Consider the following 24,089-nt stretch of genomic DNA (forward strand, 5'->3'; position numbering starts at 1 on the left):
GTCCGCCCGGTGGTTGAGCTTGTCGAAACCTACATCTGGGTGAAGGCCGCGACGGCGGGATCGGACCCGATGCGGGCGCCGGACTCGAGCGCCGTGATGGCGGCCAGTTCGTCGGGGGAGAGCGTGAGGGATGACGCCGCGAAGTTCTCCCTGATCCGGCCGGGGTTAGCCGACTTGGGGATGACGATGTTTCCCTGGGCCAGGTGCCAGGCGAGTACCACCTGGGCGGTGGTGGCATCGTGGGCGTTGGCGATCGCGGTAACGGCATTTCCGTTCAGGTCCCCGCCCTGGCCAAGCGGGCTGTACGCCTCGACAGCTATGCCCAGGTCCCGGCACTTTGCGGCGAGGTCCGCCTGCTGGTAGCTGGGGTGCAGTTCGATCTGGTTGACGGCGGGCACGGTTTCGGCGGACGCCAGCAGGGTGTCCAGGTGGTCGGACAAGAAGTTGGAGACTCCGATGGCGCGGATTTCCTTGTTCTGGTAGAGCCGTTCCATCTCCTTCCACGCCTGGACGAACAGTCCCTGCGAGGGGACCGGCCAGTGGATGAGGTAGAGGTCGATGAAGTCCAGGCCCAGCGCTTTGCGGCTGTTTTGGAACGCTTCCTGCGCGCGGCCCTGCTCGCCGTTGCGCAGCTTGGTGGTTACGAAGATGTCCTCGCGGGCGATGCCGGTGGCGGCCAGCGCCGCACCCACTCCGGCCTCGTTGCGGTAGGCGGCCGCGGTATCGATGTGGCGATAGCCGGCCTCGAGGGCGTCCTCCACGGTGCGCTGGGTGTCTTCCGGCGGGACCTGGAAGACGCCGAAGCCGAGTTGCGGGACGGTGACGCCGTTGTTGAGTGTCAGCTCTGACATGGGTGTGCTCCTGGGACGATGGTGATGTGGATCGGTGCCGGCTGCTCGACGAAGAAAGCGGTTTCCGCTGGCTCACTCCTGAGCCTATGCACTTTTGCCCGACAAGTCAGCAGGCAAAGCTGTTCCTGTTTTTCCTAGGATTCCCAGTCCTACCTTGTGGGTGGAGCGGCACACCCTTCCCGGGCAGAATGGTCTGCATGGGTCAAAGCGCCGAGTTCGGAAAATTCCTCAAAGCCATGCGGTCCCGGCTGAGTCCGGAGGTTGCAGGAACGGGTCCCAGCACCGGTGCCCGCAGGGTTCCGGGCCTGCGGCGGGAGGAAGTGGCGCGGCTGGCCGGGGTCAGCACCGATTACTACGTCCGGCTGGAGCAGGGGCGGAACATCCACCCCTCACGCACCGTCCTGGACGCTGTGGCGAGGGCGCTGCGGCTGGACAGCAGCGAGCACGCGCACATGATGGACCTGCTCGAGAACTGTGCCGGCGGTCCCCGCGAGGCCGGCACGGCCGCCGCGCAGGGGGTCAGGCCCGCGCTGCGGCAACTCCTCGACGCGGTGGGCGAGGTGCCCGCCCTGGTGCTGGGCCGGCGCAGCGATGTCCTGGCCGGCAACAGGATGGCGTTCCTGCTGTTCGCCGATTTTCCGGCACTGCCTGCGGCGGAGCGGAACCTCACCCGCTGGACCATCCTTGACCCGGCGGCGCGGGAGCTTTTCAGGGACTGGAAATCAGTGGCTGCAGAAGCCGCCGGATCCCTTCGGCTCGACGTGGGGCGGCATCCCAACGATCCGCAAGCCAACCACCTGGTGGGCGAGCTTGCCGTGCACAGCGAACATTTCCGGCAGTGGTGGGCCGGGCACCGCGTGGCCACGAGGGCGGCGGGCACTGTCCGGCTGCACCATCCCGAGGTGGGCGACCTGGAACTGAACTTCGAGAACCTGGTCCTGCCGGAGGACCCCGACCAGATGCTCCGGGTGTACTCTGCCCGGCCGGGCTCGCCGTCGTCGGATGCATTGGCGTTGCTCGGCAGCCTGGGTGCCGCCAGTACCACTGTCGGCGGCAGGGACGCGGGCACGTCGCGGGACGCAGCCACGGTGGCCGACGGCGGGCAGGCGGACTAAGGGCCGCAGCAAGGGTGCCGTTACTGTACATTCGTCCAGCGGAGGGCGCCGATTCTGGCCAGCCGCCCATTGGGCTTCGGCCGGCTGTTTCCTAGGGTTGAAGAACAAGCTTCCCCGCCCGGTTCTTATCACCCCAGGATGGTCTCAACGATGAAACGCATCGCACTGCTGAAGGAACGCCAGGCTTCCGCCGGCGCCACGTCCACGGCCACGGGTTCGCACTGCCCGGCCTCCGGACTCTGGAGCCCGGACTCGGATTCCCGCACCGTCCTGTCCTTCTTCGAAGGCCAGGTTTTCCCCGCGTTCGACGGCGTCCCAACGGTCTGGCGGCGCCGCAGCCAGGGGACGGCGAACTAGGCCGGCGCCCGGTTAGCAAACCCGCTTAACAAAGAGGAGGTCGTGAAGCCACGCTTCACGACCTCCCGGCGTTAAAGCTGGAAAGTTCAGTGATCTTCCAGCCGGAAGCCGAGCTTGATGGTTACCTGCCAGTCAGCGACCTTGCCTTCCTCCAGGTGTCCGCGGATCTCCTTCACCTCGAACCAATCGAGGTTCCGGAGGGTCTGGGAGGCTTTGGCGATCCCGTTCCGGACGGCGTCGTCCACGCCTTCGGTGGAGGTGCCGACAATTTCAGAAATGCTGTACGTGTGGTTGGACAACTTCGCTCCTCGTGATCATCGTTGCTCCCGGTTGCGGGCCGTCCCTGAAGCCTAGTGGCACTCCAAGAGCGTTGACCAGAGGGCTTGCCCCCTTCACGCGTGTCGCCCGTGGGCTTACTTGGCGGGCAGGACCAGGTTCCGCAGGTCGTCCAGCGTCTGCTGCATATGGGCGTCCATGGCGGTGCGGGAGCGGGCCGGGTCGCGGGACTCCAGGGCCTCGGCGATGTTCTGGTGGTGTCCGATGGCGTGTTCCTGGATGGCCGGAACGGCCGAAGTCTCGGCGCGGCGCTTTTCCAGGACGCGGTGCAGCGGCTCGAACAGGACCGAGACGAAGACGTTCCCCGAGGCGCGCAGGATGACGTCGTGGAAGCCGAGATCGGCCTCCACGAACGCTGCGACGTCGTTGATGCTGTTGGCGGCCTTCATGGCCGAAACGTAGGCGAACAAGGAGGCAATGTCCTCCTCCGAGATGCGTCCGGCGGCAAGTTCGCAGGCTCCGGTTTCCAGCATCCGGCGGAGCTCGATGAGCTGGATGGAGGCGTCGGCGTCGTTCTTGCCCTCTGATGCCGCCCGCAGCACCGCTTCCAGCGATGTCCACCGGCTCAGGGGGTTGACGAACGTCCCCCGACCGCGTTCGACGCTGAGGATCTGCTGGGCCTGGAGCGTCTTCATCGCTTCGCGGACCGTCATGCGGCTGACTTCGTGGCGGGCGCTGAGTTCCAGCTCGCCCGGAACCGTGGCGCCGGGCGGAAACTCGCCTTCGATGATCCGGTCCAGCAACTCATCGGCCACAATGCCGACCAGCGATTTCCTTGCCATGGTTTCCCCCGCTTCCTGCTTCCGGCCAACGCCCGGCGGATATGTCAGACAAGTCTACTTGCGCGTCTTTATGCCGTGTGCCACACTAACATTCAAATGCAAGATGTCAGACATCTTACAGTTACCTTTACATCAGTATCCGGGTTCCGGATCGCTACACAATGGAGTGCACTGTGACGCTTGAAGCAGACCTTCTGGCCGCCTACCCGGCAGACATAGAGATCCCCGCAGGGCTCGTTGCCGGCTCGCTGGCCGCTTCCAATGCAGAGGTCCCCCGCATCCTGGTGGTGCTGGACGACGACCCCACCGGCACCCAGTCCGTGGCCGACCTGCCCGTGCTCACCAGGTGGGACGTGGAGGACTTCACCTGGGCCTTTGCGCAGGGAAAGCCCGCGGTCTACGTCCTCACCAATACCCGAAGCCTCGACCCCGCTGAAGCGGCTGCCCGCAACGCGGAGGTGGTCCGCAACGCCCTCGCCGCAGCAGGATCACCCGGCTCCCTGCGGCTGGGATTCGTCAGCCGCAGCGACTCCACCCTCAGGGGCCACTACCCGCTGGAGCCCGACGTCATCGCGGCCACCGTTGCCGAGGTCAGCGGCGAAAAGACCGATGGCGTGGTCCTGGTTCCCGCATTCCCCGACGCCGGCCGGCTCACCATCGGCGGCATCCACTACATGCGCGGCACCGGCGACGCCAAGGGCACCCTGGTCCCCGTCTCCGAGACCGAGTTCGCCATGGACGCCTCCTTCGGTTTCAGCACGTCCGTCATGGCCGACTACGTCGCTGAGAAATCCCAGGGCAGGTACCCCGCGGACTCAGTGATCGTCTTGGACCTGAACATCATCCGTGCCGGCGCCTCCGCCCAGGACCCGGCAATCTCCGCCAAGGCCATCGCTGACGCCATTGAACCCGCCACCGACTCCACGCCCATCGTGGCGGACATCGTCACGGAAAACGACTTCCGAGCCCTGGCACTGGGCCTTGAAGAGGCTGAACGCCGTGGCAAGAAGCTCCTGTACCGCGTGGGCCCGCCGTTCGTCCGCGGCCGCATCGGCCAGGAGGTCCGTACCGCGCTGACCTCCGAAGAGGCCTACGCAGGCAACACCCCGTCGGAGGCGGGCGGCCTGATCGTGGTGGGCTCGCACGTGGGCGTCACCACCCGCCAGCTGAACGTCCTCACGGCCGAACACAGTTCTGCGCGCATCATCGAGATCGACGTCGAGAAGCTTCTTGCCGCCGAAACCGGAACAGCCGAGCCGGACGCCAAGGCGCACCTTGACCGCACGGTCGAGGCAGTCGTCGAGGCCCTTCATGCCGGCGACGTGGTCGTCCACACCAGCCGCCTGCTGATCAAGACGGATGACCCCGCCGAAAGCCTGCGGATCGCCCGGACCGTCTCCGCCGCGGTCGTGGACGTGGTCAACCGCACCCTGAAGACCTTCCCGCCGCGGTTCGTCATCGCCAAGGGCGGGATCACGTCCTCCGACGTTGCAGCCCACGGCCTGGAAATCCGGCACGGCATTGTCCGCGGCCCCATGCTCCCGGGCATCGTCAGCCTCTGGGAACCGGTGGACGGCCCCGCCAAAGGCATCCCGTACATCGTGTTTGCCGGCAACGTGGGCGACGACGACTCCCTGGCCCAGGTCACCCGCAAGCTCAGCAACACGTTCTGATCCCCACCGGTGGTTGAGCTTGTCGAAACCCGGATTTCGACAGGCTCAATCCCCGGGTCCCCTCAACACCCCAAAAATTCAACGGAGAACACCATGACCAGCAACTACACCGTCACCGTCCTGGGCCTCGGGGCCATGGGCCTGCCCATGGCCACCCGCCTGGCCTCGCAGCTGACTGTCCACGGCTTCGACATCGCCGAGCCCCGCCTCAAGCTCGCCGAGGATGCCGGCATTGCCACCTTCACCACCGCCCGCGAAGCCGCCAAGGGCGCGGACGCAGTCCTCCTGGCCGTCCGCAACGGCGAGCAGCTCAACGATGTCCTCTTCGGCGAAAACGGCGTGGCCTCCGTCCTGGAGCCCGGCGCCGTCGTCATCCTCGGCAGCACGGTGGGCACCGACGCCATCCCCGCCACCGTGGCCAGGCTGGCCGAATACGGCGTGGACCTGGTGGACGCCCCGCTGTCCGGCGGCCCCAAGCGCGCCGGCGAAGGAGACCTGCTGATCGTCGTCGGCGCGTCCCCCGAAGCCCGCGAAAAGGCCGCGCCGGCCCTGGACCTGTTGGCCTCCACGCTCACCGTGGTGGGTGACAACCCCGGCGACGGCCAGGCCCTGAAGACCGTCAACCAGCTCCTCTGCGGCGTCCACATCGCCGCCGCCGCCGAGGCACTGGCCCTGGCCGACGCGCTCGGACTGGACCAGGCCAAGACCCTCGCCGCCCTCGAAGCGGGCGCTGCCGGTTCCTTCATGCTCTCCAACCGCGGCCCCCGCATCCTGGAGGCCTACAACGAGGAAGGCGCCGAGGTCCTGTCCCGCCTGGACATCTTCGTCAAGGACATGGGCATCGTGGGCAAAGCCACCCGCGCCGCCGGCCTGGCAGCCCCCGTTGCCGCCGCCGCCGAGCAGCTCTACCTGCTGGGCCAGGCCCAGGGCCTCGCCGCCGCTGATGACTCCGCCGTCATCAAGGTGGTCGCCCCCGCCAAGCGCACCAAGTAAGCGTCTTCCCCCAAACGGTCCGACGACGGCGGTCCCCCCTCCGCCGTCGTCGTACCTCCCAGCGTTGCGGCACGTGACCGCAGCGTTCCATCCCCGCCGTAATACCTGATGCCCGTCTGCCCCGGACCGGCACGTCAAAGGAGACAATTTCCCGTGAACCACCTGATGAGCCCGCTGATCCAGCGGGCGGCCGATGCTCCGGCCATCAAGCCCGCCGTGGAGCTGGGCACCCCGCTGCTCCTCACCATCGCCGCGGTAGGCATCGCCATCCTGCTGGTGATGATCATCCGCTTCAAGATCCAGGCGTTCGTCGCCCTGCTGACCGTCAGCATCCTGGTTGCCGTGGCCGCCACGATCCCGCTGCAGGACATCTTCACCGTGGTGTCCGGCGGCGTGGGCAGCACCATGGGCAAGGTTGCCATCCTGATCGCGCTCGGCGCCGTACTGGGCCGCATGATCGAGGTCTCCGGCGGCGTCCAGTCGCTGGCCGACCACTTCACCCGCAAGCTCGGCGCACGCCGCGTGGCTGTGGCGCTGACCGCCGTCGGCTTCCTGGTGGCCATCCCCGTGTTCTTCGAAGTGGGCATCATCGTGCTGGTGCCCATCGTGTACGCCTTCGCCAAGATCGCCAAGGTCCATCCGGTCAAGTTCGGCCTGCCGATGGCCGGCATCATGCTCGCCATCCACGTGGCCGTGCCCCCGCACCCGGGAATCGTTGCCGGCGCGGGCGTGCTGGGTGCCGACATTGGACTGATCGCCCTGATCTCGCTGCTGATCTGCATTCCGCTGGGCTTCCTGTCCTACTGGGTGGCGTCCATCATGAACCGCAAGGACTACGAACTGCTGCCCGCCGTGAAGACCCAGGTGGAGGAGTTCGGCTCCGACTCGCTGGCCAAGGTGGGCCACGATGGCCCCGGTGCCGCAGCCATTGCACCTCCCCGCCCGGGCCTGATCATTTTCCTGATCGCCGCCCCGATCGTGCAGATCCTGCTGGGTACCGTTGGCACCCTCGTGATCCCCAAGTCCGATCCGCTGTACGGCCTCGCTGCCTTCATCGGCAACCCCTTCCTGGCCCTGCTGGTGGCCGTGGCGCTGTCCTTCTTCCTGCTGGCCGTCCGCCGCGGCTGGTCCTTCCGGGAAACCGGCGAGATCTTCGAAGGTTCCCTGCCCCCCATCGCCTCCATCCTGATGGTGGTGGCCGCCGGCGGCGTGTTCGGCAACGTGCTGCAGGTCTCCGGCATCGGATCGGCGCTGTCCAAGACCCTGGACACCCTCGGCGTTCCGCTGCTGCTGCTCGGCTTCATCATCTCGCTGGCCCTGCGCGCCGCGCAGGGCTCGGCCACCGTGGCCATCGTGACCACCACCGGCCTGCTGTCCGCTGCAGTCAGCGGCGGCGGTTACAGCCCGGCCCAGATCGCCGTGATCGTGATCGCCATCGGGTTCGGTGCCCTGGGCCTGTCCCACGTCACGGACGCCGGCTTCTGGGTTGTGGTGCGCTACTACGGCCTCACCGTCTCCGACGGCCTGAAGACCTGGACCGTCCTGACCACCATCCTGGGCGTGGCCGGCTTCCTGCTGACCTTCGTGGCCTGGATCCTGGTGGGAGGCCTGGGCGTCTGATGCGTACCCGCCTGGACCACCTGGTCACCTCCGCCCTCCAACGGGGTTCCGCTGTCCCTGCCTTCACCTGCTACGACTTCACCACCGCGCTGGCCGTGGTGGGCGCCGCAGAAGAAGCAGGACGCGGCGCCATCCTGCTGGTGGCACCCAAGACCGCCGCCACCGCAAACGGGCTCAGGCTCATAGCGGCCCTCCGCACCCTGGCTGACGCCGCCTCGGTGCCGGTGGCTGTACAGCTTGACCACGCCAGCGACCTCAAAGTGATGGCCGACGCCGTCGCGGCAGGGGCGGATTCCGTCCTCGCCGACGGTTCGTCCCTGGCCTACGAGGACAACATTGCCCTGGTCAAGGCGGCCCGAGCCCTGCTGGGCTCCGACGTGGTGCTTGAAGCGGAACTTGGCGGCCTGGCCGGCGACGAGGACCGCGCCTTCGGCGCCGACCAGTCCGGCGCCGACGTTGCGGGCCTGACCGACTCGGCGCAGGTGGAGGACTTCGTGTCCCGCACCGGCGCGGAACTGCTCGCCGTGGCCGTGGGCAACGTCCACGGCAAGTACAAGGGCGAGCCCCGGCTGCGTTGGGACGTGCTCCAGGACATTGCGGCCCGGGTCCACATTCCGCTGGTGCTGCACGGCGCGTCCGGCATCCCGGCCGGGGAACTGGTGAAAGCCGCGGCCATGAACGTTGGCAAGGTCAACTTCAACACCGAACTGCGGACCGGCGTGCTGGCCACCCTGCAGGACCAGCTGCCCGCCCACCGCGCGGACGGCGAAAACCTGCAGGGCCTGCTGGCCCGGTGGAACCACTCCGCCAAGGAATTCGCCACCGCAACGCTGGCCACGCTGGCGCGCTAGGAAAGACTCCACCCCGGGGGAGGCTAGGATCAAGCCATGATCCTGGCCTCCCTCTTTTTTGCCTTCCTCGCTGCGGCGCTGCACGTTTTCATCTTCACCATGGAATCCGTGACCTGGACCAGGCCCGCCACCTGGAAACGCTTCAGCATCGGATCCCAGGACCATGCAGAGATCACCCGGCCGCTGGCGTACAACCAGGGGTTCTACAACCTCTTCCTGGCGGTTGGCGCCCTGATCGGAATCGGCCTGGTGGTGTTCGGGGCCGGGCCGGCGCAGCACGTTGCCGGTTGGACCCTGGTATTTTCCAGCTGCGGCTCCATGCTCCTGGCGGCGGTGGTCCTGGCCCTCAGCGGCCGCAAGTACCTCCGCGCGGCCGCCACCCAGGGCGCAACGCCGCTGCTCGCCGTCGTCCTGGGCCTGGTGGCAGTGCTCTAGCTGTACCGTCCCGCCCGGCCGGCCGCCGGCGCGCGTGCCCCTTCTACACCTCCGGCAACAGGCGCAGAATGGTGCTGTGAACAGGGTCGGGACCCAGTAAGGCCTCGCGGTGCGGCGCGGGCAGGGGAGTGAAGGCCAGGCGGACACGGCAGCCCGTGATCCGGCGATCGACCTTGTCCGCTTCGTCTGCCTGGCATTGGTGGTGGTGGGGCATTCCATGATGGTCAGCCCGGTCCTGCACCCGGACGGGACCGTGACAACGGAGAACACCCTTGGCGACCAGGACTGGTTTGTCCCCGTCATCTGGATCTTCATGGTGATGCCACTGTTCTTCGTTACGGGGGGCGTGACCGGCCTGCAGTCCTGGCGCCGCCTGAAGGCGCGGGGCGGCACGGCGGCCCAGTTCATCCGTGCACGGCTCCTTCGCCTGGTCCGCCCCGCCACCGCCCTGCTGGCGGCGATGGTCCTGGGACTGTCGTTGGCCCGTGCCCTCGGGGTGGACCAGCAAGTAGTCCAGCTCATGGCCACCGGCGCCGGCATGCCGCTGTGGTTCCTGGCGGCCTACCTCGCGGCGCAGTTGAACATTCCGGTCCTGGCGGCGCTCCATGCGCGTTCCCCCTGGCTGGCGCTGGGCCTGCTTCTCGGCCTGGTGGTCGCCGTGGATTGCTTCCGGTCAGCGCTGCCGAACCTTGCCTACGCGAACCTGGTGTTCGTGTGGTGCGCAGTGCAGCAACTGGGCTTCCTGGCGGCCGACGGCTGGACGTCCCGGCTGTCCCGTTCGGGGCTGCTGGCCATCGGGTTGGCAGCGAACCTTGCGTTGGGAGTGGTAACGGGGCTGGGGCTGTACACCGGCAACATGCTGGTGAACCTCAATCCACCCAACCTCACCCTGGTCCTTTTGGGCGTTTCCCAGCTGGCCGTGATGGAGCTTGCGCGGCCGGTCCTGGCGGCGCTCGCCGAGGTCCGCTGGATTGCCCGCCTCGTGGGCGTGGCGGGCAGCCGGTCCCTGACGGTGTACTTGTGGCACCTGCCGTTACTGGGTGCGATGTCAGGGCTGCTCCTCCTGGTGCCGTTCCCCAAGCCCGGCGCGGGCACCCCCGCATGGTGGTGGTCGCGGCCCGTGGTGGTCCTGGCGCTGATCCTCCTGCTGCTCCCCGTCGCTGCCGCCTTCGGCCGCCTTGAGGACCGGGTGACAGCGCCATACGCCTACCGCAGCCGGCCCGCCTTGGCGGCGGCCGCCGTCGTAGTGGTCTTTATTCCCGCGGCAGACGCCGCCCTCAGCGGATTGTCACTGGGGTTGCTGGCTGCAGGCACCCTGTGCTTTTCCGCGGCGATCCTCCTGCTGGGCGGGTTTCCGCTGCGGCGCCGGCCGCGGGCCGGGACCAGGGCCCGGGGCGGGCCTGCAGCCCGGGTCAAATCCCGCCGGCGGCGCGGCCGAAGGGGCATTGCCAGCGGGGTGAAGTAGTGCCAGTGTCGAACCATGACCGAGAACACCATGTCCACAGAGGATAAGTTCACCCCCAACGTCACCCTGAGGCGCAACGACGCGGATCACCGGTATGAACTCCTGGTGGACGGCAGGCTCGCCGTTCAGGCCTTCTTCCACGACCTGCCGGGACATATCGATTTCACCCACACCGAGACGGGCCAGGACTTCGACGGGCAGGGCCTTGGCAAGGTGCTGGCCCATTTTGCCCTGGATGACGTGGTGGCCACCGGAAAACGCATCATTCCGCACTGCCCGTTCATGTCCAGCTACCTCCGCAAGCACGAGGGCTACGAGCAGTTCGTGGACTGGCCAGAGCGCTGACCGCGATCGGGAGCCGGCGGGCCCGGCGCCTGCGCGGGCGGGAAGTCAGCTGGCCAGGGCCGTATCGCTGACCGCCAGGGCGGCCCCGGGGTCGTCAATGGTGAAGCCGCAGGCGCAACGGTAGGTGGTGATGGTTTCGGTCGTGTCCGGCCGCAGGGCCACCACAGAGGTTCCGTCAACGTAGACGGGCTGCCGGACCGGCAGTTCCCCATGGTCGACAAGTTGCATCGGCGTGCGGCAGTGCATACGCGAATTGAGGGTCACCAGCAGGCCTGCGTCGACAGGTACCGTGGTGGCCAGAAACTGCTCAGCCGGTTCGCGGCGCTCCCCAAACGCCATCAGCTGCTCATCCATTGCGGTGGTCATTATGTTCTTCCTTGGGCTTCTTTCACGGAACCGCCGTGGCGGCGGTCCCGCCGCGAACTGCTTGCGGAGGTTCATCTACCCCATAAGAAAAGCATGCTTACTAATTGATGCACAAGTCAGGGCGGCCGGCAGGCCCGGTCCCCGAGCCGGAGTGCGGACTCGAGCTCCTGGGCCTAATCGCGCCGGCGCTGCCACTGCCGCCTGCTGCCAATCCATGCTTCCCCCTCAGCCGCCGGCGATCCCCAGTGCCCGCCTGGCCCCAAGCCTGGCGGCGGGCGTATGCCGACGCATCGGAATCGCGTCTTTTTGGGTCAAAGACGAAATACATCACAAAAGTTTGATTAAAAGGGTGACCTAAGTAAGGCTTGCCTTACAAGAGGGCAGGCGGGAGTGTTCGGTTCCAGGCTTGCCCGGTCCGACCACTGCCGCTCCGGCAATGCCCAGCAAAGGAAACCCATGCCGCTGATGCCCCACCCTGCTCCGCACGTGGAAGCGCCGCTTCCCGCCACCGGTTCCCCACAAAACCCGCCAGCCACTTCCGCCGGCCAGGACTTCGCCTCGCGGCTGGAACTGGCATTCGGGGCCAGCAACCACCTCTTCAATGCCAGGAACTCAGCCCGGTACGTGGCGCAGGTCCTGCAGGGCGTCACTGCCGTGGCCACCAAGCTGGAGCGGACCACCCGGCCCTTCACCGGCGTCGAACCGTCAGCACTGGAAGCCCGCGTGGGAGCGGTTGACCTGGACGCCCCGCTGAGGGACACCGCTGCGGCACTGGCGGAGCTTGAGGAGGTCTACCTGCGCGACGCCGTCTACTTCCATGACCCCAAATACGCGGCACACCTCAACTGTCCGGTGGTGATCCCGGCACTGGTGGGCGAGGCCGTCCTTTCCGCGGTCAACTCCTCGCTGGACACCTGGGACCAGAGCGCCGGGGCCACCATGATCGAGCGCCGCCTCATCGACTGGGCCGCGCAACGGCTGCACCTGGGCGCCTCCGCGGACGGCGTCTTCACCTCCGGCGGCAGCCAGTCCAACCTGCAGTCGCTGCTCATCGCCCGCAACCACGCCGTGGCGGCCCTCCGCCAAGACCCGGCCCGCCGTAGCCTCCGCCTGCCGGCGCTGCTGGATTCGCTCCGGATCTTCACGTCCGTGGACAGCCACTTCAGCATCCAAAAGTCGGCCGCGATGCTGGGCCTCGGCTTCGACGCCGTCATCAGCGTCCCCTGCACCCCGGACCGCCGGATGGACCCCGACGCCCTCGCCGATGCCTTGGCCGACGCGCGCCGGACCGGCCTGGTCCCGATGGCGGTGGTGGCCACCGCCGGGACCACCGACTTTGGCGCGGTGGACCCCCTCGCAGACCTCGCTGCCGTTGCCCGCGCCTCCGGCGCCTGGCTCCACGTTGATGCCGCCTACGGCGGCGGCCTCATGGTCTCCGGCCGGTACCGGCACCTCCTGGACGGGACCCGGTTCGCCGACTCGGTCACCGTGGATTTCCACAAGACCTTCTTCCAGCCCGTCAGCTCCAGCGCGCTGCTGGTCCGCGACAGGGCCATGCTGCGGCACGTCACCTACTACGCCGACTACCTGAACCCGGAAAGCGCCGCCCTCGCGGACATTCCAAACCAGGTGGACAAGAGCCTCCAGACCACCCGCCGCTTCGACGCCCTGAAACTGTGGCTGACCCTGCGCGTCATGGGGGCGGACGCCATCGGCGCGCTGTTCGACGAAGCGATCGACCTCGCGGGACGAGTGGGCTTGCTCCTGGACGCGGATGACGATTTCGAGCTCGCGGCAACGCCTCAGCTCAGTACCCTCGTGTTCCGCTACCGTCCGCGGCTGGATGGGGGAGGGCGGCTCAGTGAGGACGCCGCCGATGTGCTCAATCCCGCCGTGCGCGCCGCGGTCTTCGCGTCCGGCGAGGCAGTGGTTGCCGGGACCACGGTGGGCGGCCGGCACTACCTGAAATTCACCCTCCTCAATGCCGAGGCCACCCTTGAGGGCATCGCCGGAATCATCACCCTCCTGCGCCGCACCGGCGCGCGCCTCCTGCAGGACGGGGCCGCCGCATGAGCACCCCCGCGAACGGCGCCATCCTCGACTTCGCCGCCATCGGCGTCGGGCCCTTCAACCTTGGCCTCGCCGCCCTGGCTGAGCCCGTGGAAGGCCTCGCCGGCGTCTTCCTGGAGCAGCGCGAATCCTTCGACTGGCACCCCGGAATGATGCTGGAGCCGGCCCACCTGCAGGTTCCCTTCATGGCGGACCTGGTGACCATGGCGGACCCCACGTCGCCCTACTCGTTCCTGAACTTCCTCAAGCAGACCGGCCGGCTGTACCGGTTCTACATCCGCGAGGACTTCTACCCGCTGCGCGCCGAATACAACCAGTACTGCCAGTGGGTGGCCGGGCAGTTGCCTTCGGTACGTTTTGGCACAACCGTGCTGGATGCGGCGTACGACGACGGCGTGTACCGGCTGACCGTCTCCGGCCCCGGCGGCACGGAGGTACTTTCCGCCCGTCGGCTGGTGCTGGGCACCGGCAGCAGCCCTTACGTACCGGAAGCCGGCAAAGGCATCATGGCCGCGGCCGCCGCAGCCCGCGGGGGCGTGGCCTGCCACAACGCCGACTACCTGGCACAGAAGGCGATACTGCAGCAACGGCGCAGCATCACCATCGTCGGCAGCGGGCAGAGTGCGGCGGAGATCTACTATGACCTCCTCACTGACGCGGACGCCCACGGTTACCGACTGGACTGGGTGACCCGTTCCGGCCGGTTCTTTCCCCTTGAGTACACCAAACTGACCCTCGAGATGACCTCGCCCGAGTACGTTGACTACTTCCACGGCCTCCCGCCGCACCGCCGCGACCACCTCAACAAGGCGCAGAAGAACCTGTACAAGGGCATCAACGCGGACCTGATCGACGCGATCTACGACCTCCTCTACACCCGGAGCCTCGCAGGGATGGTGGACACGCGGCTGCTGACCCATTCCACGCTCACAGCCGCCGCATGGGACGCCGATGCCGGAACCCACACCCTGCACCTGCACCACGACGAGCAGGTCACCGCCTACACCCTGGACAGCGAGGCAGTGGTTTTCGCCACCGGCTACAGCTACCGGGAACCGGAGTTCCTCACGGGAATCCGGGACCGGATCGCCCGGGACAGCGCGGGCCGCTTCGCCGTGGACCGCAACTACAGCACCGGCGTGGAACCGGGGGAGATCTTCGTCCAGAACGCCGAACTGCACACCCACGGGTTCGCTGCCCCGGACCTGGGCATGGGTGCCTACCGCAACTCGTGCATCCTCCGCGAGATCACCGGCCGGGAGGTCTACCCCGTGGAACGCAGCATCGCGTTCCAGCAGTTCGGCGCGCCCGCGGACATCACTGCGGAGGTGCCGGCGTGAGGTTTACGTTCCGCTGCGTCGACCCCGCGGCCGACGCCCCGCTCCTGCACAGCTGGGTCACACGGCCCTACGCCGCCTTCTGGGGAATGCTGGCCGCCGGCGTTGACGATATCGAAAAGGAGTACGCCGCCATCCAAGCGAGCGGACACCACCACGCCCTGCTGGGGCTCGACGGCGGCGTCCCGGCCTTCCTCGTTGAGGAATACCTGCCGGCGTCCTCACCGCTGGCCACGGCCTACCCGGTCCGGCCCGGCGACGCCGGCATGCACCTGCTGGTGGCCCCGCCGTCGAACGCACCTGTGGCCGGCTTCACCACTGCCGTCATGGATGCCGTGCTGGCCCGGCTGTTCGCCAAGCCCGGGGTGGACCGGATCGTGGTGGAACCGGACGTCCGGAATACCCGGGTCCACGCCCTCAATGAACGGCTCGGCTTCCGCCCAAGGGGGGTGGTGGCCCTCCCGGACAAGGACGCGCTCCTGAGCTTTTGCAGCCGGGAGGACTACCTGGCTGCCCGGGCTTTGAACCCCTTCACCGCCCCCAACCCGCCTGCCCGCTACTCCGACAGCAATGGAGCGCCACTGTGACCACGCACCTGTACCCTGCCGCGGCCCCGTCCGCCCCCGCCACTGCCTCGCCGTCCGCCATTTCGCACCTCAGCCCGCGCCGCTGGGAGGCGGCCAACCGGCACCTGCTCCGCAAGGCGCTCGCCGAGTTCTCGCACGAACGGATCCTTGTCCCGGAACGCCTCAAGGAGATGGAACACGCCGCCAGCTATCGGGTGCTCAGCGACGACGGATCCCACGAGTACCGCTTCGACGCGCGGATCCTGGATTTGGACCATTGGTCAATCGATGCCGGTTCAATACGGCATCTCCACGGGGGCGCTGAAGGGCCCCTGGACGCCATGGAGTTCATCACGGCCTTCCACGGGACCCTGGGCATCACCACCTCCATGCTTCCGGTCTACTTGGAAGAAATCAGCAGCACGCTGGCCGGGCACGCGTACAAACTGGCGGCCTGCCGGCCGGATTCGGCGGAGCTGGCGGCCGGAATAACCCGCGGCGCGGACGCTGCCGCCGATTTCCAGGCCATCGAACGCAGCATGTCCGAGGGCCACCCCTGCTTCGTGGCCAACAACGGCCGGCTGGGTTTCGGCATCGGAGATTACCACGCCTTCGCCCCTGAAACCGGTGCCCCCGTGCACTTGGAATGGGTCGCCGTGCACCGCAGCTGCGCGGTCTTCACCACCGCTGCCGGGCTGGACTACCGGACACACCTCGGCGCCGAACTGGGGCCGCTGCTGGGCACTTTCCACGCCGTGCTGACGGAGCAGGGACTGCAGCCGGAGCAGTACTTCCTCATGCCGGTGCACCCCTGGCAGTGGGAAAACAAGCTCACGGGCACGTTCGCGGCGGAGATCGCCCGGCAGCGCATCGTCCGGCTGGGTACCGGAACCGATCACTACCAGGCGCAGCAGTCGATCCGGACGTTCTTCAACACCGATGCCCCGGCCAAGCACTACGTCAAGACGGCCCTGTCCGTGCTGAACATGGGCTTCATGCGCGGACTCTCCCCGCAGTACATGAAGGCGACGCCCGCCATCAACGACTGGTTGCGGGACCTGATTGGCTCAGACCAGGCGCTGCAGCGGCGCGGTTTCACCATGATCGGCGAGGTGGCCGCCGTCGGCTATCACAACCCGCATTACGAGGCCGGTTCCGCGGAGGGCTCCCCGTACCGGAAGATGCTGTCCGCCCTCTGGCGGGAAAGCCCGCTGCCGCTGCTGAGCGACGGCCAGCAGCTGGCCACCATGGCATCGCTCCTGCATGTGGATACGGCAGGAAGGCCGATGGCCACCGCCCTGATCGAACGTTCCGGACTGGCCCCCGCCACGTGGCTCCGGCGGTACTTCGAGGCCTACCTTGTTCCCCTGGTGCACTGCCTCTGCCGTTATGAGCTGGCGTTCATGCCGCATGGCGAAAACGTCATCCTGGTCCTCGAAAACGGCGTGCCCGTCCGGGCCGTCATGAAGGACATTGCCGAGGAAATCGTCGTGATGGGGGACCGGCTGGAAGTGCCCGCGGAGGCCTCGAGGATAAAGGCCGCGATTCCGGACGGGGAAAAGGTGCTGGCGATTTTCACCGATGTCTTCGACTGCATTTTCCGCTTCCTCGCGGCCCTGCTGGACGGCGACGGCACCCTGCCGCAGGAGGAATTCTGGCGCACCGCAGCCGCAGCCATCCAGGAATACCAGGCGGAACATCCAGAGCTCGCCGGCCAGTTCGCCCGGCACAACCTGTTCGCCCCGGACTTTCCACTGTCCTGCCTCAACCGGCTGCAGCTGCGCAACAACCAGCACATGCTGGACCTCTCCGATCCGTCCGGTGGCCTGCAGATGGCCGGGCGGCTGGCCAACCCGCTGGCCCGGTTCGCAGGGGGTGCAGCGCCGGCGGCTGGTTAGGCTGGCAGCATGACGCCAACAATCGCACTTGTCACCGGAGCCAGCGCCGGGCTCGGATACGAATTCGCCAGGCAGCTCGCGGCCCAGGGGCACCCCCTGGTCCTGGTGGCCCGCAACGCCTCCCGCCTGGAGGAAACGGCGGCGGATCTGCACCGACGCTACGGGATCACGGCTGAGGTGCTGCCCGCTGACCTCACGGTGGACGCCGATGTCGCCGCCGTCGTCGAACGCCTCCAGGACGCTGCCCGCCCGGTGGGAATCCTGGTGAACAACGCCGGGATCGGGCTGCTGCACAACTTCGAGGACAACCTGATCGGGGCGGAGAAAGACCACCTGAAGCTCCACGTGGAAACGGCCATGGTGCTCACCCACGCGGCACTCGGCGGAATGCTCCAACGCGGGGAAGGCAGGATCATCAATGTGGCCAGCGTGGCCGCTTTCCTACCCCGCGGCACCTATTCCGCGGCCAAGGCGTGGATGGTCAGTTTCAGCCGGTGGGCCAACCTGGCGTACCGCTCGCGCGGGATCAAGGTCACCGCTGTGTGCCCGGGCTTCACGCACACCGAGTTCCACGACCGGATGGGCATGGACAAGTCCGTGGTCCCGTCCTGGACGTGGCTGCACGCGGAACGGGTGGTGCGGGAAGGGCTGGCGGACAATGAGCGCGGCAAGGCCGTGTCCGTACCCTCCAAGCGCTACAAGGTGGTGGCCGCCGTGGCCAAGCTGGCGCCGGCGCGGCTAATGGCGGGACCTGCGCGCAAACCCAAGCCGGAGCGCAGCACGCGGTAGCGGCGCCGGCCCTGTGAGGGTGGTGTCGGTCCTTGGCCCGGAGCGGCGGACGGCCACCACCACCAGGATCCCCAGCAACGCGCCCACCAGCGTTTCCACGGCCCGCTCCAGGATCAGGACCCCGGGTTCCGCCGGGGAAGCCAGTTGGGTCATGAGCAGGATCACCGGGGTAAACCAGACCATCGCCAAGCCGTAGTGCCTGGTCATGAACAGCTCGGTGGCGAACTGGAACAGGATCACCAGGAGGGCCAGCACCTGGGCATGGCGCCCGGGCTCCTGGAACGCGGGGTACAGCCCGGCCAGCGTCCAGGGCGCCGGAAGGAGGACGACGGCGGTCACGGCCAGGCCCAGGAACGTTCCCACGATGCGGTGGATGCCGCGCCGGACGCGGCTGGGAAGGTCCGCCCCGGCGAGCGGTACTGCCGCGGCGGCCATGGCCCAGTGCGGGTGGCCGCTGCCGCTGAGGACGCCCACTGTTCCCGCGGAGCCCACGGCCAGCACATACCGTGCGGCGTGGACCAGCAGCTCACGCCGGCCCGCCGGGGTGGGGGAGGAGACGGACCTGGTGGCGCCGGGTTCCCAGGACCGGCGCCGAATCCAGCCGCTGAAGCCCACCGCAATGGAGAACACGGCCGACCCGCCGGCGATGAGCATCGCTACATGCCAGGGGACCGCGACAGGAACGGACGCGCAGGCTCCGAGGGCCAGGATGCCGAAGAACGGTCCGTTGGGTTTCAGCCCCACCCGGTCCGAGTAGACGGAGCCCACTCCGGCAAGGGCGGCTTCCACGGCCACCAGCCACCAGGAATGGAGGTGGTTGATGGACAGCGTGATCCCCACGGCCACTCCGCTGAGCAGCACCAGGGCGGCCTGGCCCTGGTGCCGGAGGCGCAGCTGGTGGGGCTCCGAGCGGCCGTACATCCCGGTAAGGGCCCCGAACACGGCATAGATGATCAGGTCAGTCCGGCCCAACGCCAACAGGATCAGGGAGGGGGCGGCGACGCTTAGGGCCACCCGGAGCGCCGCCAGATGGTCGTTGGTGGCCGGTTCCAGCCGGTGCAGCGCGCGTACCTGGTCCACTACGCGCTTCATATCCCGAATCCATTCTGTGTTTGTGCCGTGCCGGCGCCTGATAGGGCCCTTGGGAACGTATCACCAGCCATCACGCAGAGTCATATGTTGCCGGCAGGGGTTCCTGGCACACCGGGACATCCGGCGGACACGCGAAGGCCCGCTCCCGTACTTCCCGCAGGAAGCACAGGAGCGGGCCTGTGAGCGTGGGCTACAAGAATGCCCGGGCGGCAGGCGGAAGCTTACGCTCCTGCCGGAACACCGCGGTGTGCGTGCGGATCCGTGCCGTCCTGGGTGTCGAACGGCAGTTCGTCCAGGTTGATCAGCGGGTTCTGGTCCTGGGTCTCCACCAGCTCCCTGGCCTCCGCCTGGGTGTCAACGCTGGGCATTGATCCCGGGAGGGGGCGGTTGGCGGATTCCTTCAGGAAGTAGATGGCCACGGCGCCAACCAAGGAGGTTGCCATCAGGTAGTACGCCGGCATCATGTCGTTGCCGGTCGATTTGATCAGCAGCTCCACGATGAAGGGGGTGGTTCCGCCGAAGATCGCCACCGCAAAGTTGTAGGCGATGCCCATGGCTCCGTAGCGGCTGGACGTGGGGAACTGGGCCGGCAGGGCCGAGGCGAGGTTGGCCACGTAGAAGGTGACGGGGAAGGCAACCAGGGCCAGGCCGGCCAGGGTGGACCAAACGGCACCGATACCGATCAGCAGGAACGCCGGGACGGCCAGGACGATGGTGCTCACGGCACCGATCCACAGCACAGGGCGGCGGCCGATCCGGTCGGACAGCTTGCCGGTCAGCGGGATGCACAGGCTCATGACTACCAGCACGGGGATGGTCAACAGCGTGCCGTGGAGCTCGTCGTAACCCTTCGCGTCGGTCAGGTAGGTGGGCATGTAGGAGGTCAGGGCGTAACCAGCCGTATTGGCGGCGGCAACCACAACCATGGCCACAATGATCGGACGCCAGTAGGCCTTGACGATGCCGACAGGTCCCTTTGCTGTGGCAGTGCCCTCGGAGGCGTTCTTGGCGTTTTCCTCCTGGGCGTCCAGGGTTGCCTGGAACTGCGGCGACTCCTCGATCTTGCTCCGGAAGTACACGGCGATCAGGCCCAGCGGGCCTGCGATCAGGAACGGGATGCGCCAGCCCCAGTCCTCCATGGTGGCCTGGCCCAGGGTCAACTGCAGGACCGAGACCAAGGCCGCGCCGATAGCGAAGCCCATGTAGCTGCCCAGGTCCAGGAAGCTGGCAAAGAAGCCTCGGCGTTTGTCGGCGGCATACTCGCTGACGAACGTGGTGGCGCCGGCGTATTCACCGCCGGTGGAGAAACCTTGGATGACCTTGAGGAGCACCAGCAGTGCTGCCGCCCACAGTCCGATCTGGGCGTATCCGGGCAGGAGGCCGACGGCGAACGTGCTGGCCGCCATGATCATCAGCGTGGTGGCCAGGATCTTTTGCCGGCCCACCTTGTCGCCGAGCCAGCCGAAGATGACGCCACCGAGGGGCCGGGCGATGAAGGTCGCCGCGAACGTGCCCAGCAGGAAGAGGTTTTGCGTCGTGGGATCGGATTCCGGCAGGAACACCGGCCCCATGGTGGTGATGAGGTAGCCGAAAACGCCGACGTCGTACCATTCCATCGTGTTTCCAACGATGGTGCCGCCGAGTGCTTTTTTAAGCATGGGCTGGTCAACCACGTTGACGTCGGATTCCTTGAGCCGGCGGCGTGGCAGCAGCCTGGGCTTCTTGGCAGCCGCGGGGGCTGCCGGGTCGGTTCCGCGGGCGCTTGTGGCGCCTGCTGGAGAGTGGTTACTGCTTCGGTCTGTGGGCATTTGGGCAACTCCTGTGGAGGTCATTTGCTTGCGACTTGTAGCTGCCCCGCTCCGGGCAGGCCTTCAATTTTACGGGATATCTGTGGCGTTTGCTCGGTTCAATGGCGTAGCATGCTCCCTTTTCTACCCCTGCAGCACCGCATTCGATACCTTTTTTCGCCACGGATTCCCGCGCTACTACTGGGAAGCAGGCTGATCAACGGCGCCGTTACCAAAAATTTTCCGTCGGGAAACGTTTCAAGCCGTTTTTTTGGGTGATCGCGGGCGTGGAAGTGAGCCCGGTCACGGCCTTCGGAGGGGTTCACAGGAGCCTCCGGGGTGCCTATGGTAGAGCGATGAACACACTTCTTTTCGGCTGATAGCCCGCGCACGCCCGGGCGCCCAGCCGGCGCCGCGTTTCAACGAAGAACGACGGAAAGAAGGGAAGAAACACATGGCTGAAGAGTCCAACGAGTTCCACATCAGGCCGGAGGTGGCGGACCACCTTGCTGCGGCAATGGATGCACCGGTCACGCCGGGGCCGGCAGCAACCGGGGCCGTCCCCCTGGCCTCGCAGAATGCCTGGCCGGACGGCGGCGGCAAACGCCGGCATCCGAAGGACCGGGCGGCCGGCCACGGCCGCGTGGGCCACGAGGCCGCCGTCACGGCAGTCCACCGGACCGGCCGGCCGCAGATGCCGCACTCCTCGTAGCGGCCTGGCGACGGCCACTGCACCAATCGACACGCAGATTACCTGGCGCCCCGGAACTGTCGGGGGGCCAGGTGGTTTGTGCGTCGTCGACGGCGTTGGATGTCGCAAACCGGGGCATCATTCCCGGGCCACCTCCGCCGGGTCTTTGTCCACGCGCCAGCCCCGCCACCGCGGGTGCCGCAGCCTTCCCGGTCCGGTCCACTCGCTGTAGGTCACCTCGCCAACGAGTTCCGGGGCCACCCAGTGGGCGTCCGCTGCGTCGGGCCGGGGGACGTCGTGGAACGGCGACGTCTTCCGGCCCAGCCGTTCCACGGTTTGCCGCAGTTCCGTGAGTTCGCGCGTACTGAAACCGCTGCCCACCCGGCCCACGTACTGCAGTTTGTCTCCATCCGGTATCCCCACCAGCAGTGAGCCCACCGTCTCCTGGCGGCCGCCTTTTCCGGGCCGCCAGCCGCCCACCACCACTTCCTGGGTTTGCTCAAGCTTGAGTTTGATCCAGGTCCGGGTCCGTTGGCCGCTGACGTACCGGCTGTCCATCCGTTTGGCCATCACCCCCTCGAGGCCCAGCTCCTTGGCGCTGTCGAGGAGGAGCCCCACCGGTTCGTCCAGCACCATGGACAGGTCCGCCGGGCAGTCCGACGGCCTGAAGAACTCTTCCAGCTTGCGGCGCCGCCGGCCGAGCGGCAGGCGCCGCAGGTCCTCCCCGTCGTCGAAGAGGAGGTCGAACAGCATCAGTTGCACCGGGATGGCGGTGCGGGCTTTGGCGACGTCGGCGGCCCGGGTGAGTTTCATCCGGCCCTGCAGGAGCCCAAAGTCGGGCCTGCCGCCAGCGCCGACGGCGATGATCTCGCCATCGGCCACGAACGGCTGCTCCGGCCAGCAGGCACGGTCCGTGAGCTCAGGGTAGGTCCTGGTGACGTCGTTGCCGTTGCGGCTCAGGATCCGAATCTTCTCCCTGTCTGCCACCAGAATGGCCCGGACCCCATCCCATTTGAGTTCGTACTGCCACGTGCTGCCGCGCAGGTCGGCCTCGGTGCCCGCCGTCGCCATCATCGGCCGGTGCGCCTCGGGGTCTGCAGGCGTGTACGTCGCGGTGGCAGCGGTCCGGGCAGGCGTGTCCGGCGCAGTCGCCGTGTCACCCGCGCCGGCTTCTTCGCCCCGTTCCGGCGAAGGCTCTGCTGCTGCCTGCGCCGCGTGCGGCGATGGTCCGCCCGCATGTTCCGGCTCCATCAGGTGGATGAGCCACTGTTTTTCCGCGTCCTTGCCCTGGCCCCGGCCGGTGTGGATGAGGGCGAGTTTCGTGGGGCCGCCCAGGCCGCCGCCCTCCGACCCGGTCAGGGTGACGATGACTTCCTTGCCATTGATCCATTTGTGCAGCTCGTAGGTGCCGGTGTCCCAGATGGTCATTTCACCGGCCCCGTACTGCCCCTTGGGGATGGTCCCGTGGAAGGTGAGGTAGTCCATGGGATGGTCCTCGGTCTGGACAGCCAGATGGTTCTTGCCGCCGGATTCGGGGACCCCTTTGGGCAACGCCCAGGACGTCATGACGCCCTCGTGCTCCAGGCGCAGGTCCCAGTGCAGCCGGCTGGCGTGGTGTTCCTGGATGACGAACGCGGTCCCGCCCGTCGGGATGCCGGCGAAAGGCTCCGGCGTTGCCTGGGGATCCCGCATGGAGCGGTACGCGCCCAGGCGGGGGTCGCCGTCGTGCCCGTCCTCCAGCTGCTCCCCGCGGGCCGCAGCATTGACGACGACGGCGAACGGGTCCTTGCCGTCCCGCACCCGGCGCAGCACTTCCTGGTAGTCCAGGTGCTTCAGCCGTGGAGACCCGATTTCCCGCCACGTGCGCGGCGCGGCCACCATGGGCGTGGGCCGGCCGCGCAGCGAGTAGGGGACCACCGTGGTTTTTGCCGCGTTGTTCTGGCTCCAGTCCACCAGCACCTTGCCCCTGCGGAGTGTCTTCTTCATGTCGCTGACGGCGAGGTCGGGGTGGTCGGCTTCGAGCGCCCGTGCCAGTTCGCGGGCGAAAGCGGAGATCTGGTCCGACGTCTGCGAACCGTCGAGGGCGGCGTAGAGGTGGATCCCCTTGCTGCCGCTGGTGACCGGCACGGGGTCCAGGCCCACGTCCTCCAGGATGGACCGCGCCAGGAGTGCCACCTCACGGCATTCCGGCAGGCCCGCCCCCTCGCCCGGGTCCAGGTCCAATACCAGCCGGTCCGGGTTCAGCTGGTTGCCGTGCGCGTCCACCCGCCACTGCGGCACGTGGATTTCGAGTGAGTTGATCTGCCCGAACCAGGCCAGCGTGGCGGCGTCATTGACCAGGGGGTAGTGGATGGTCCGGTCCTTGTGGGTGATCGCGGCCCGCGGCAGCCAGCCGGGGGCCGAGTCTTCCAGGTCCTTTTGGAAGAACACCTCACCGGGCTTGTCCGCCGTGCCCACCCCGTTCACCCACCGCTTGCGGGTGGCCGGGCGGTTGGCGGCGGCGGGGATCAGGACGTGGGCCACCGCGGCATAGTAGGCCAGCACGTCGGCCTTGGTGGTGCCGGTCTCCGGATAGATGATCTTGTCCAGGTTGGTGAGCGACAATTCGCGTCCCGCCACCCGGACACGCTCCCTACCGCCGGCCACGGGTCTTCACCTCCGGCCCGCTCT

The 24,089-nt window shown here is 67.6% G+C and carries 22 protein-coding genes; 15 read left to right on the top strand and 7 right to left on the bottom strand.

The window, feature by feature from the left end; genetic code table 11:
* Positions 1–29: 29 nt before the first annotated feature.
* On the bottom strand, positions 30–851 hold the full coding sequence (locus tag ACFVVC_RS13905) for an aldo/keto reductase (protein WP_387454184.1): 822 nt from the start codon (positions 849–851) through the stop codon (positions 30–32).
* Between the two features lie 197 nt (positions 852–1,048).
* Between ACFVVC_RS13905 and ACFVVC_RS13910 the strand changes: the two genes are divergently transcribed.
* Both ACFVVC_RS13910 and ACFVVC_RS13915 read left to right on the top strand, forming a co-directional pair.
* Entirely contained in the window at positions 1,049–1,966 is a 918-nt protein-coding gene (locus tag ACFVVC_RS13910) for a helix-turn-helix domain-containing protein (protein ID WP_387454187.1), read from the top strand.
* 150 nt (positions 1,967–2,116) lie between these two features.
* The gene (locus ACFVVC_RS13915) at positions 2,117–2,323 is read left to right on the top strand and encodes a hypothetical protein (protein WP_387454190.1); all 207 of its coding nucleotides are present in this window, start codon (positions 2,117–2,119) and stop codon (positions 2,321–2,323) included.
* Positions 2,324–2,409: 86 nt separating this feature from the next.
* On the opposite strand, the gene ACFVVC_RS13920 is transcribed toward ACFVVC_RS13915, so the two are convergent.
* On the bottom strand, positions 2,410–2,622 hold the full coding sequence (locus ACFVVC_RS13920; RefSeq protein ID WP_018763734.1) for a dodecin: 213 nt from the start codon (positions 2,620–2,622) through the stop codon (positions 2,410–2,412).
* A gap of 114 nt (positions 2,623–2,736) precedes the next feature.
* Positions 2,737–3,441, bottom strand: a complete 705-nt coding sequence (locus ACFVVC_RS13925; protein WP_018763733.1) for a FadR/GntR family transcriptional regulator — start codon at positions 3,439–3,441, stop codon at positions 2,737–2,739.
* 173 nt (positions 3,442–3,614) lie between these two features.
* Between ACFVVC_RS13925 and ACFVVC_RS13930 the strand changes: the two genes are divergently transcribed.
* From ACFVVC_RS13930 to ACFVVC_RS13960, 7 genes are all read left to right on the top strand, one after another.
* Positions 3,615–5,114: a four-carbon acid sugar kinase family protein gene (locus ACFVVC_RS13930; RefSeq protein WP_387454194.1), complete on the top strand. Its 1,500-nt coding sequence runs from the start codon at positions 3,615–3,617 to the stop codon at positions 5,112–5,114.
* A gap of 93 nt (positions 5,115–5,207) precedes the next feature.
* On the top strand, positions 5,208–6,107 hold the full coding sequence (locus ACFVVC_RS13935; protein WP_387454197.1) for an NAD(P)-dependent oxidoreductase: 900 nt from the start codon (positions 5,208–5,210) through the stop codon (positions 6,105–6,107).
* 153 nt (positions 6,108–6,260) lie between these two features.
* On the top strand, positions 6,261–7,727 hold the full coding sequence (locus tag ACFVVC_RS13940) for a GntP family transporter (protein WP_387454199.1): 1,467 nt from the start codon (positions 6,261–6,263) through the stop codon (positions 7,725–7,727).
* Positions 7,727–8,578 carry a class II fructose-bisphosphate aldolase gene (locus ACFVVC_RS13945; RefSeq protein WP_387454202.1) on the top strand — a complete coding sequence of 284 codons (852 nt, stop codon included), beginning with the start codon at positions 7,727–7,729 and terminating at the stop codon, positions 8,576–8,578. Before ACFVVC_RS13940 ends, ACFVVC_RS13945 begins: the two co-directional genes overlap by 1 nt.
* Positions 8,579–8,614: 36 nt before the next feature.
* Entirely contained in the window at positions 8,615–9,013 is a 399-nt protein-coding gene (locus ACFVVC_RS13950) for a DUF1304 domain-containing protein (RefSeq protein WP_387454205.1), read from the top strand.
* A 109-nt stretch (positions 9,014–9,122) separates the two neighbouring features.
* A complete protein-coding gene (locus tag ACFVVC_RS13955; protein ID WP_387454208.1) occupies positions 9,123–10,478 on the top strand; it encodes an acyltransferase in 1,356 nt (451 codons plus the stop codon).
* Between the two features lie 15 nt (positions 10,479–10,493).
* Entirely contained in the window at positions 10,494–10,823 is a 330-nt protein-coding gene (locus ACFVVC_RS13960; RefSeq protein ID WP_387454210.1) for a GNAT family N-acetyltransferase, read from the top strand.
* Between the two features lie 45 nt (positions 10,824–10,868).
* Here the strand turns inward: ACFVVC_RS13960 and ACFVVC_RS13965 are convergent, their stop codons facing one another.
* On the bottom strand, positions 10,869–11,189 hold the full coding sequence (locus tag ACFVVC_RS13965) for a hypothetical protein (protein ID WP_387454213.1): 321 nt from the start codon (positions 11,187–11,189) through the stop codon (positions 10,869–10,871).
* Positions 11,190–11,645: 456 nt separating this feature from the next.
* Here ACFVVC_RS13965 and ACFVVC_RS13970 point away from each other — a divergent pair, with 456 nt between their 5' ends.
* From ACFVVC_RS13970 to ACFVVC_RS13990, 5 genes are read left to right on the top strand one after another with little or no spacing between them, the layout of a single operon-like run.
* Positions 11,646–13,262 (top strand): pyridoxal phosphate-dependent decarboxylase family protein, encoded by a 1,617-nt coding sequence (locus ACFVVC_RS13970; protein WP_387454216.1) that lies wholly within the window; start codon positions 11,646–11,648, stop codon positions 13,260–13,262.
* Positions 13,259–14,599: a lysine N(6)-hydroxylase/L-ornithine N(5)-oxygenase family protein gene (locus ACFVVC_RS13975; protein WP_387454219.1), complete on the top strand. Its 1,341-nt coding sequence runs from the start codon at positions 13,259–13,261 to the stop codon at positions 14,597–14,599. Before ACFVVC_RS13970 ends, ACFVVC_RS13975 begins: the two co-directional genes overlap by 4 nt.
* On the top strand, positions 14,596–15,183 hold the full coding sequence (locus tag ACFVVC_RS13980) for a GNAT family N-acetyltransferase (RefSeq protein WP_387454222.1): 588 nt from the start codon (positions 14,596–14,598) through the stop codon (positions 15,181–15,183). The genes ACFVVC_RS13975 and ACFVVC_RS13980 overlap by 4 nt, the downstream gene beginning before the upstream one ends.
* Entirely contained in the window at positions 15,180–17,060 is a 1,881-nt protein-coding gene (locus ACFVVC_RS13985) for an IucA/IucC family protein (RefSeq protein WP_387454225.1), read from the top strand. The genes ACFVVC_RS13980 and ACFVVC_RS13985 overlap by 4 nt, the downstream gene beginning before the upstream one ends.
* A 9-nt stretch (positions 17,061–17,069) precedes the next feature.
* The gene (locus tag ACFVVC_RS13990; protein ID WP_387454228.1) at positions 17,070–17,849 is read left to right on the top strand and encodes an SDR family NAD(P)-dependent oxidoreductase; all 780 of its coding nucleotides are present in this window, start codon (positions 17,070–17,072) and stop codon (positions 17,847–17,849) included.
* Here the strand turns inward: ACFVVC_RS13990 and ACFVVC_RS13995 are convergent.
* Together ACFVVC_RS13995 and ACFVVC_RS14000 are read right to left on the bottom strand one after the other, a co-directional pair.
* Positions 17,799–18,941, bottom strand: a complete 1,143-nt coding sequence (locus ACFVVC_RS13995; RefSeq protein ID WP_387454231.1) for an FUSC family protein — start codon at positions 18,939–18,941, stop codon at positions 17,799–17,801. The two genes, ACFVVC_RS13990 and ACFVVC_RS13995, sit on opposite strands and share 51 nt — an antisense overlap.
* 221 nt (positions 18,942–19,162) lie before the next feature.
* Positions 19,163–20,749, bottom strand: a complete 1,587-nt coding sequence (locus tag ACFVVC_RS14000) for an MFS transporter (RefSeq protein WP_387454234.1) — start codon at positions 20,747–20,749, stop codon at positions 19,163–19,165.
* Positions 20,750–21,182: 433 nt separating this feature from the next.
* On the opposite strand from ACFVVC_RS14000, the gene ACFVVC_RS14005 reads away from it, so the two are divergent.
* On the top strand, positions 21,183–21,440 hold the full coding sequence (locus tag ACFVVC_RS14005) for a hypothetical protein (RefSeq protein WP_387454237.1): 258 nt from the start codon (positions 21,183–21,185) through the stop codon (positions 21,438–21,440).
* Between the two features lie 117 nt (positions 21,441–21,557).
* On the opposite strand, the gene ACFVVC_RS14010 is transcribed toward ACFVVC_RS14005, so the two are convergent.
* Complete coding sequence (locus ACFVVC_RS14010; protein WP_387454240.1) at positions 21,558–24,065, bottom strand: ATP-dependent DNA ligase; 2,508 nt, start codon at positions 24,063–24,065, stop codon at positions 21,558–21,560.
* Positions 24,066–24,089 lie beyond the last annotated feature (24 nt).

The organism is Pseudarthrobacter sp. NPDC058196 (genome assembly GCF_042882685.1).
Taxonomy (GTDB): domain Bacteria; phylum Actinomycetota; class Actinomycetes; order Actinomycetales; family Micrococcaceae; genus Arthrobacter.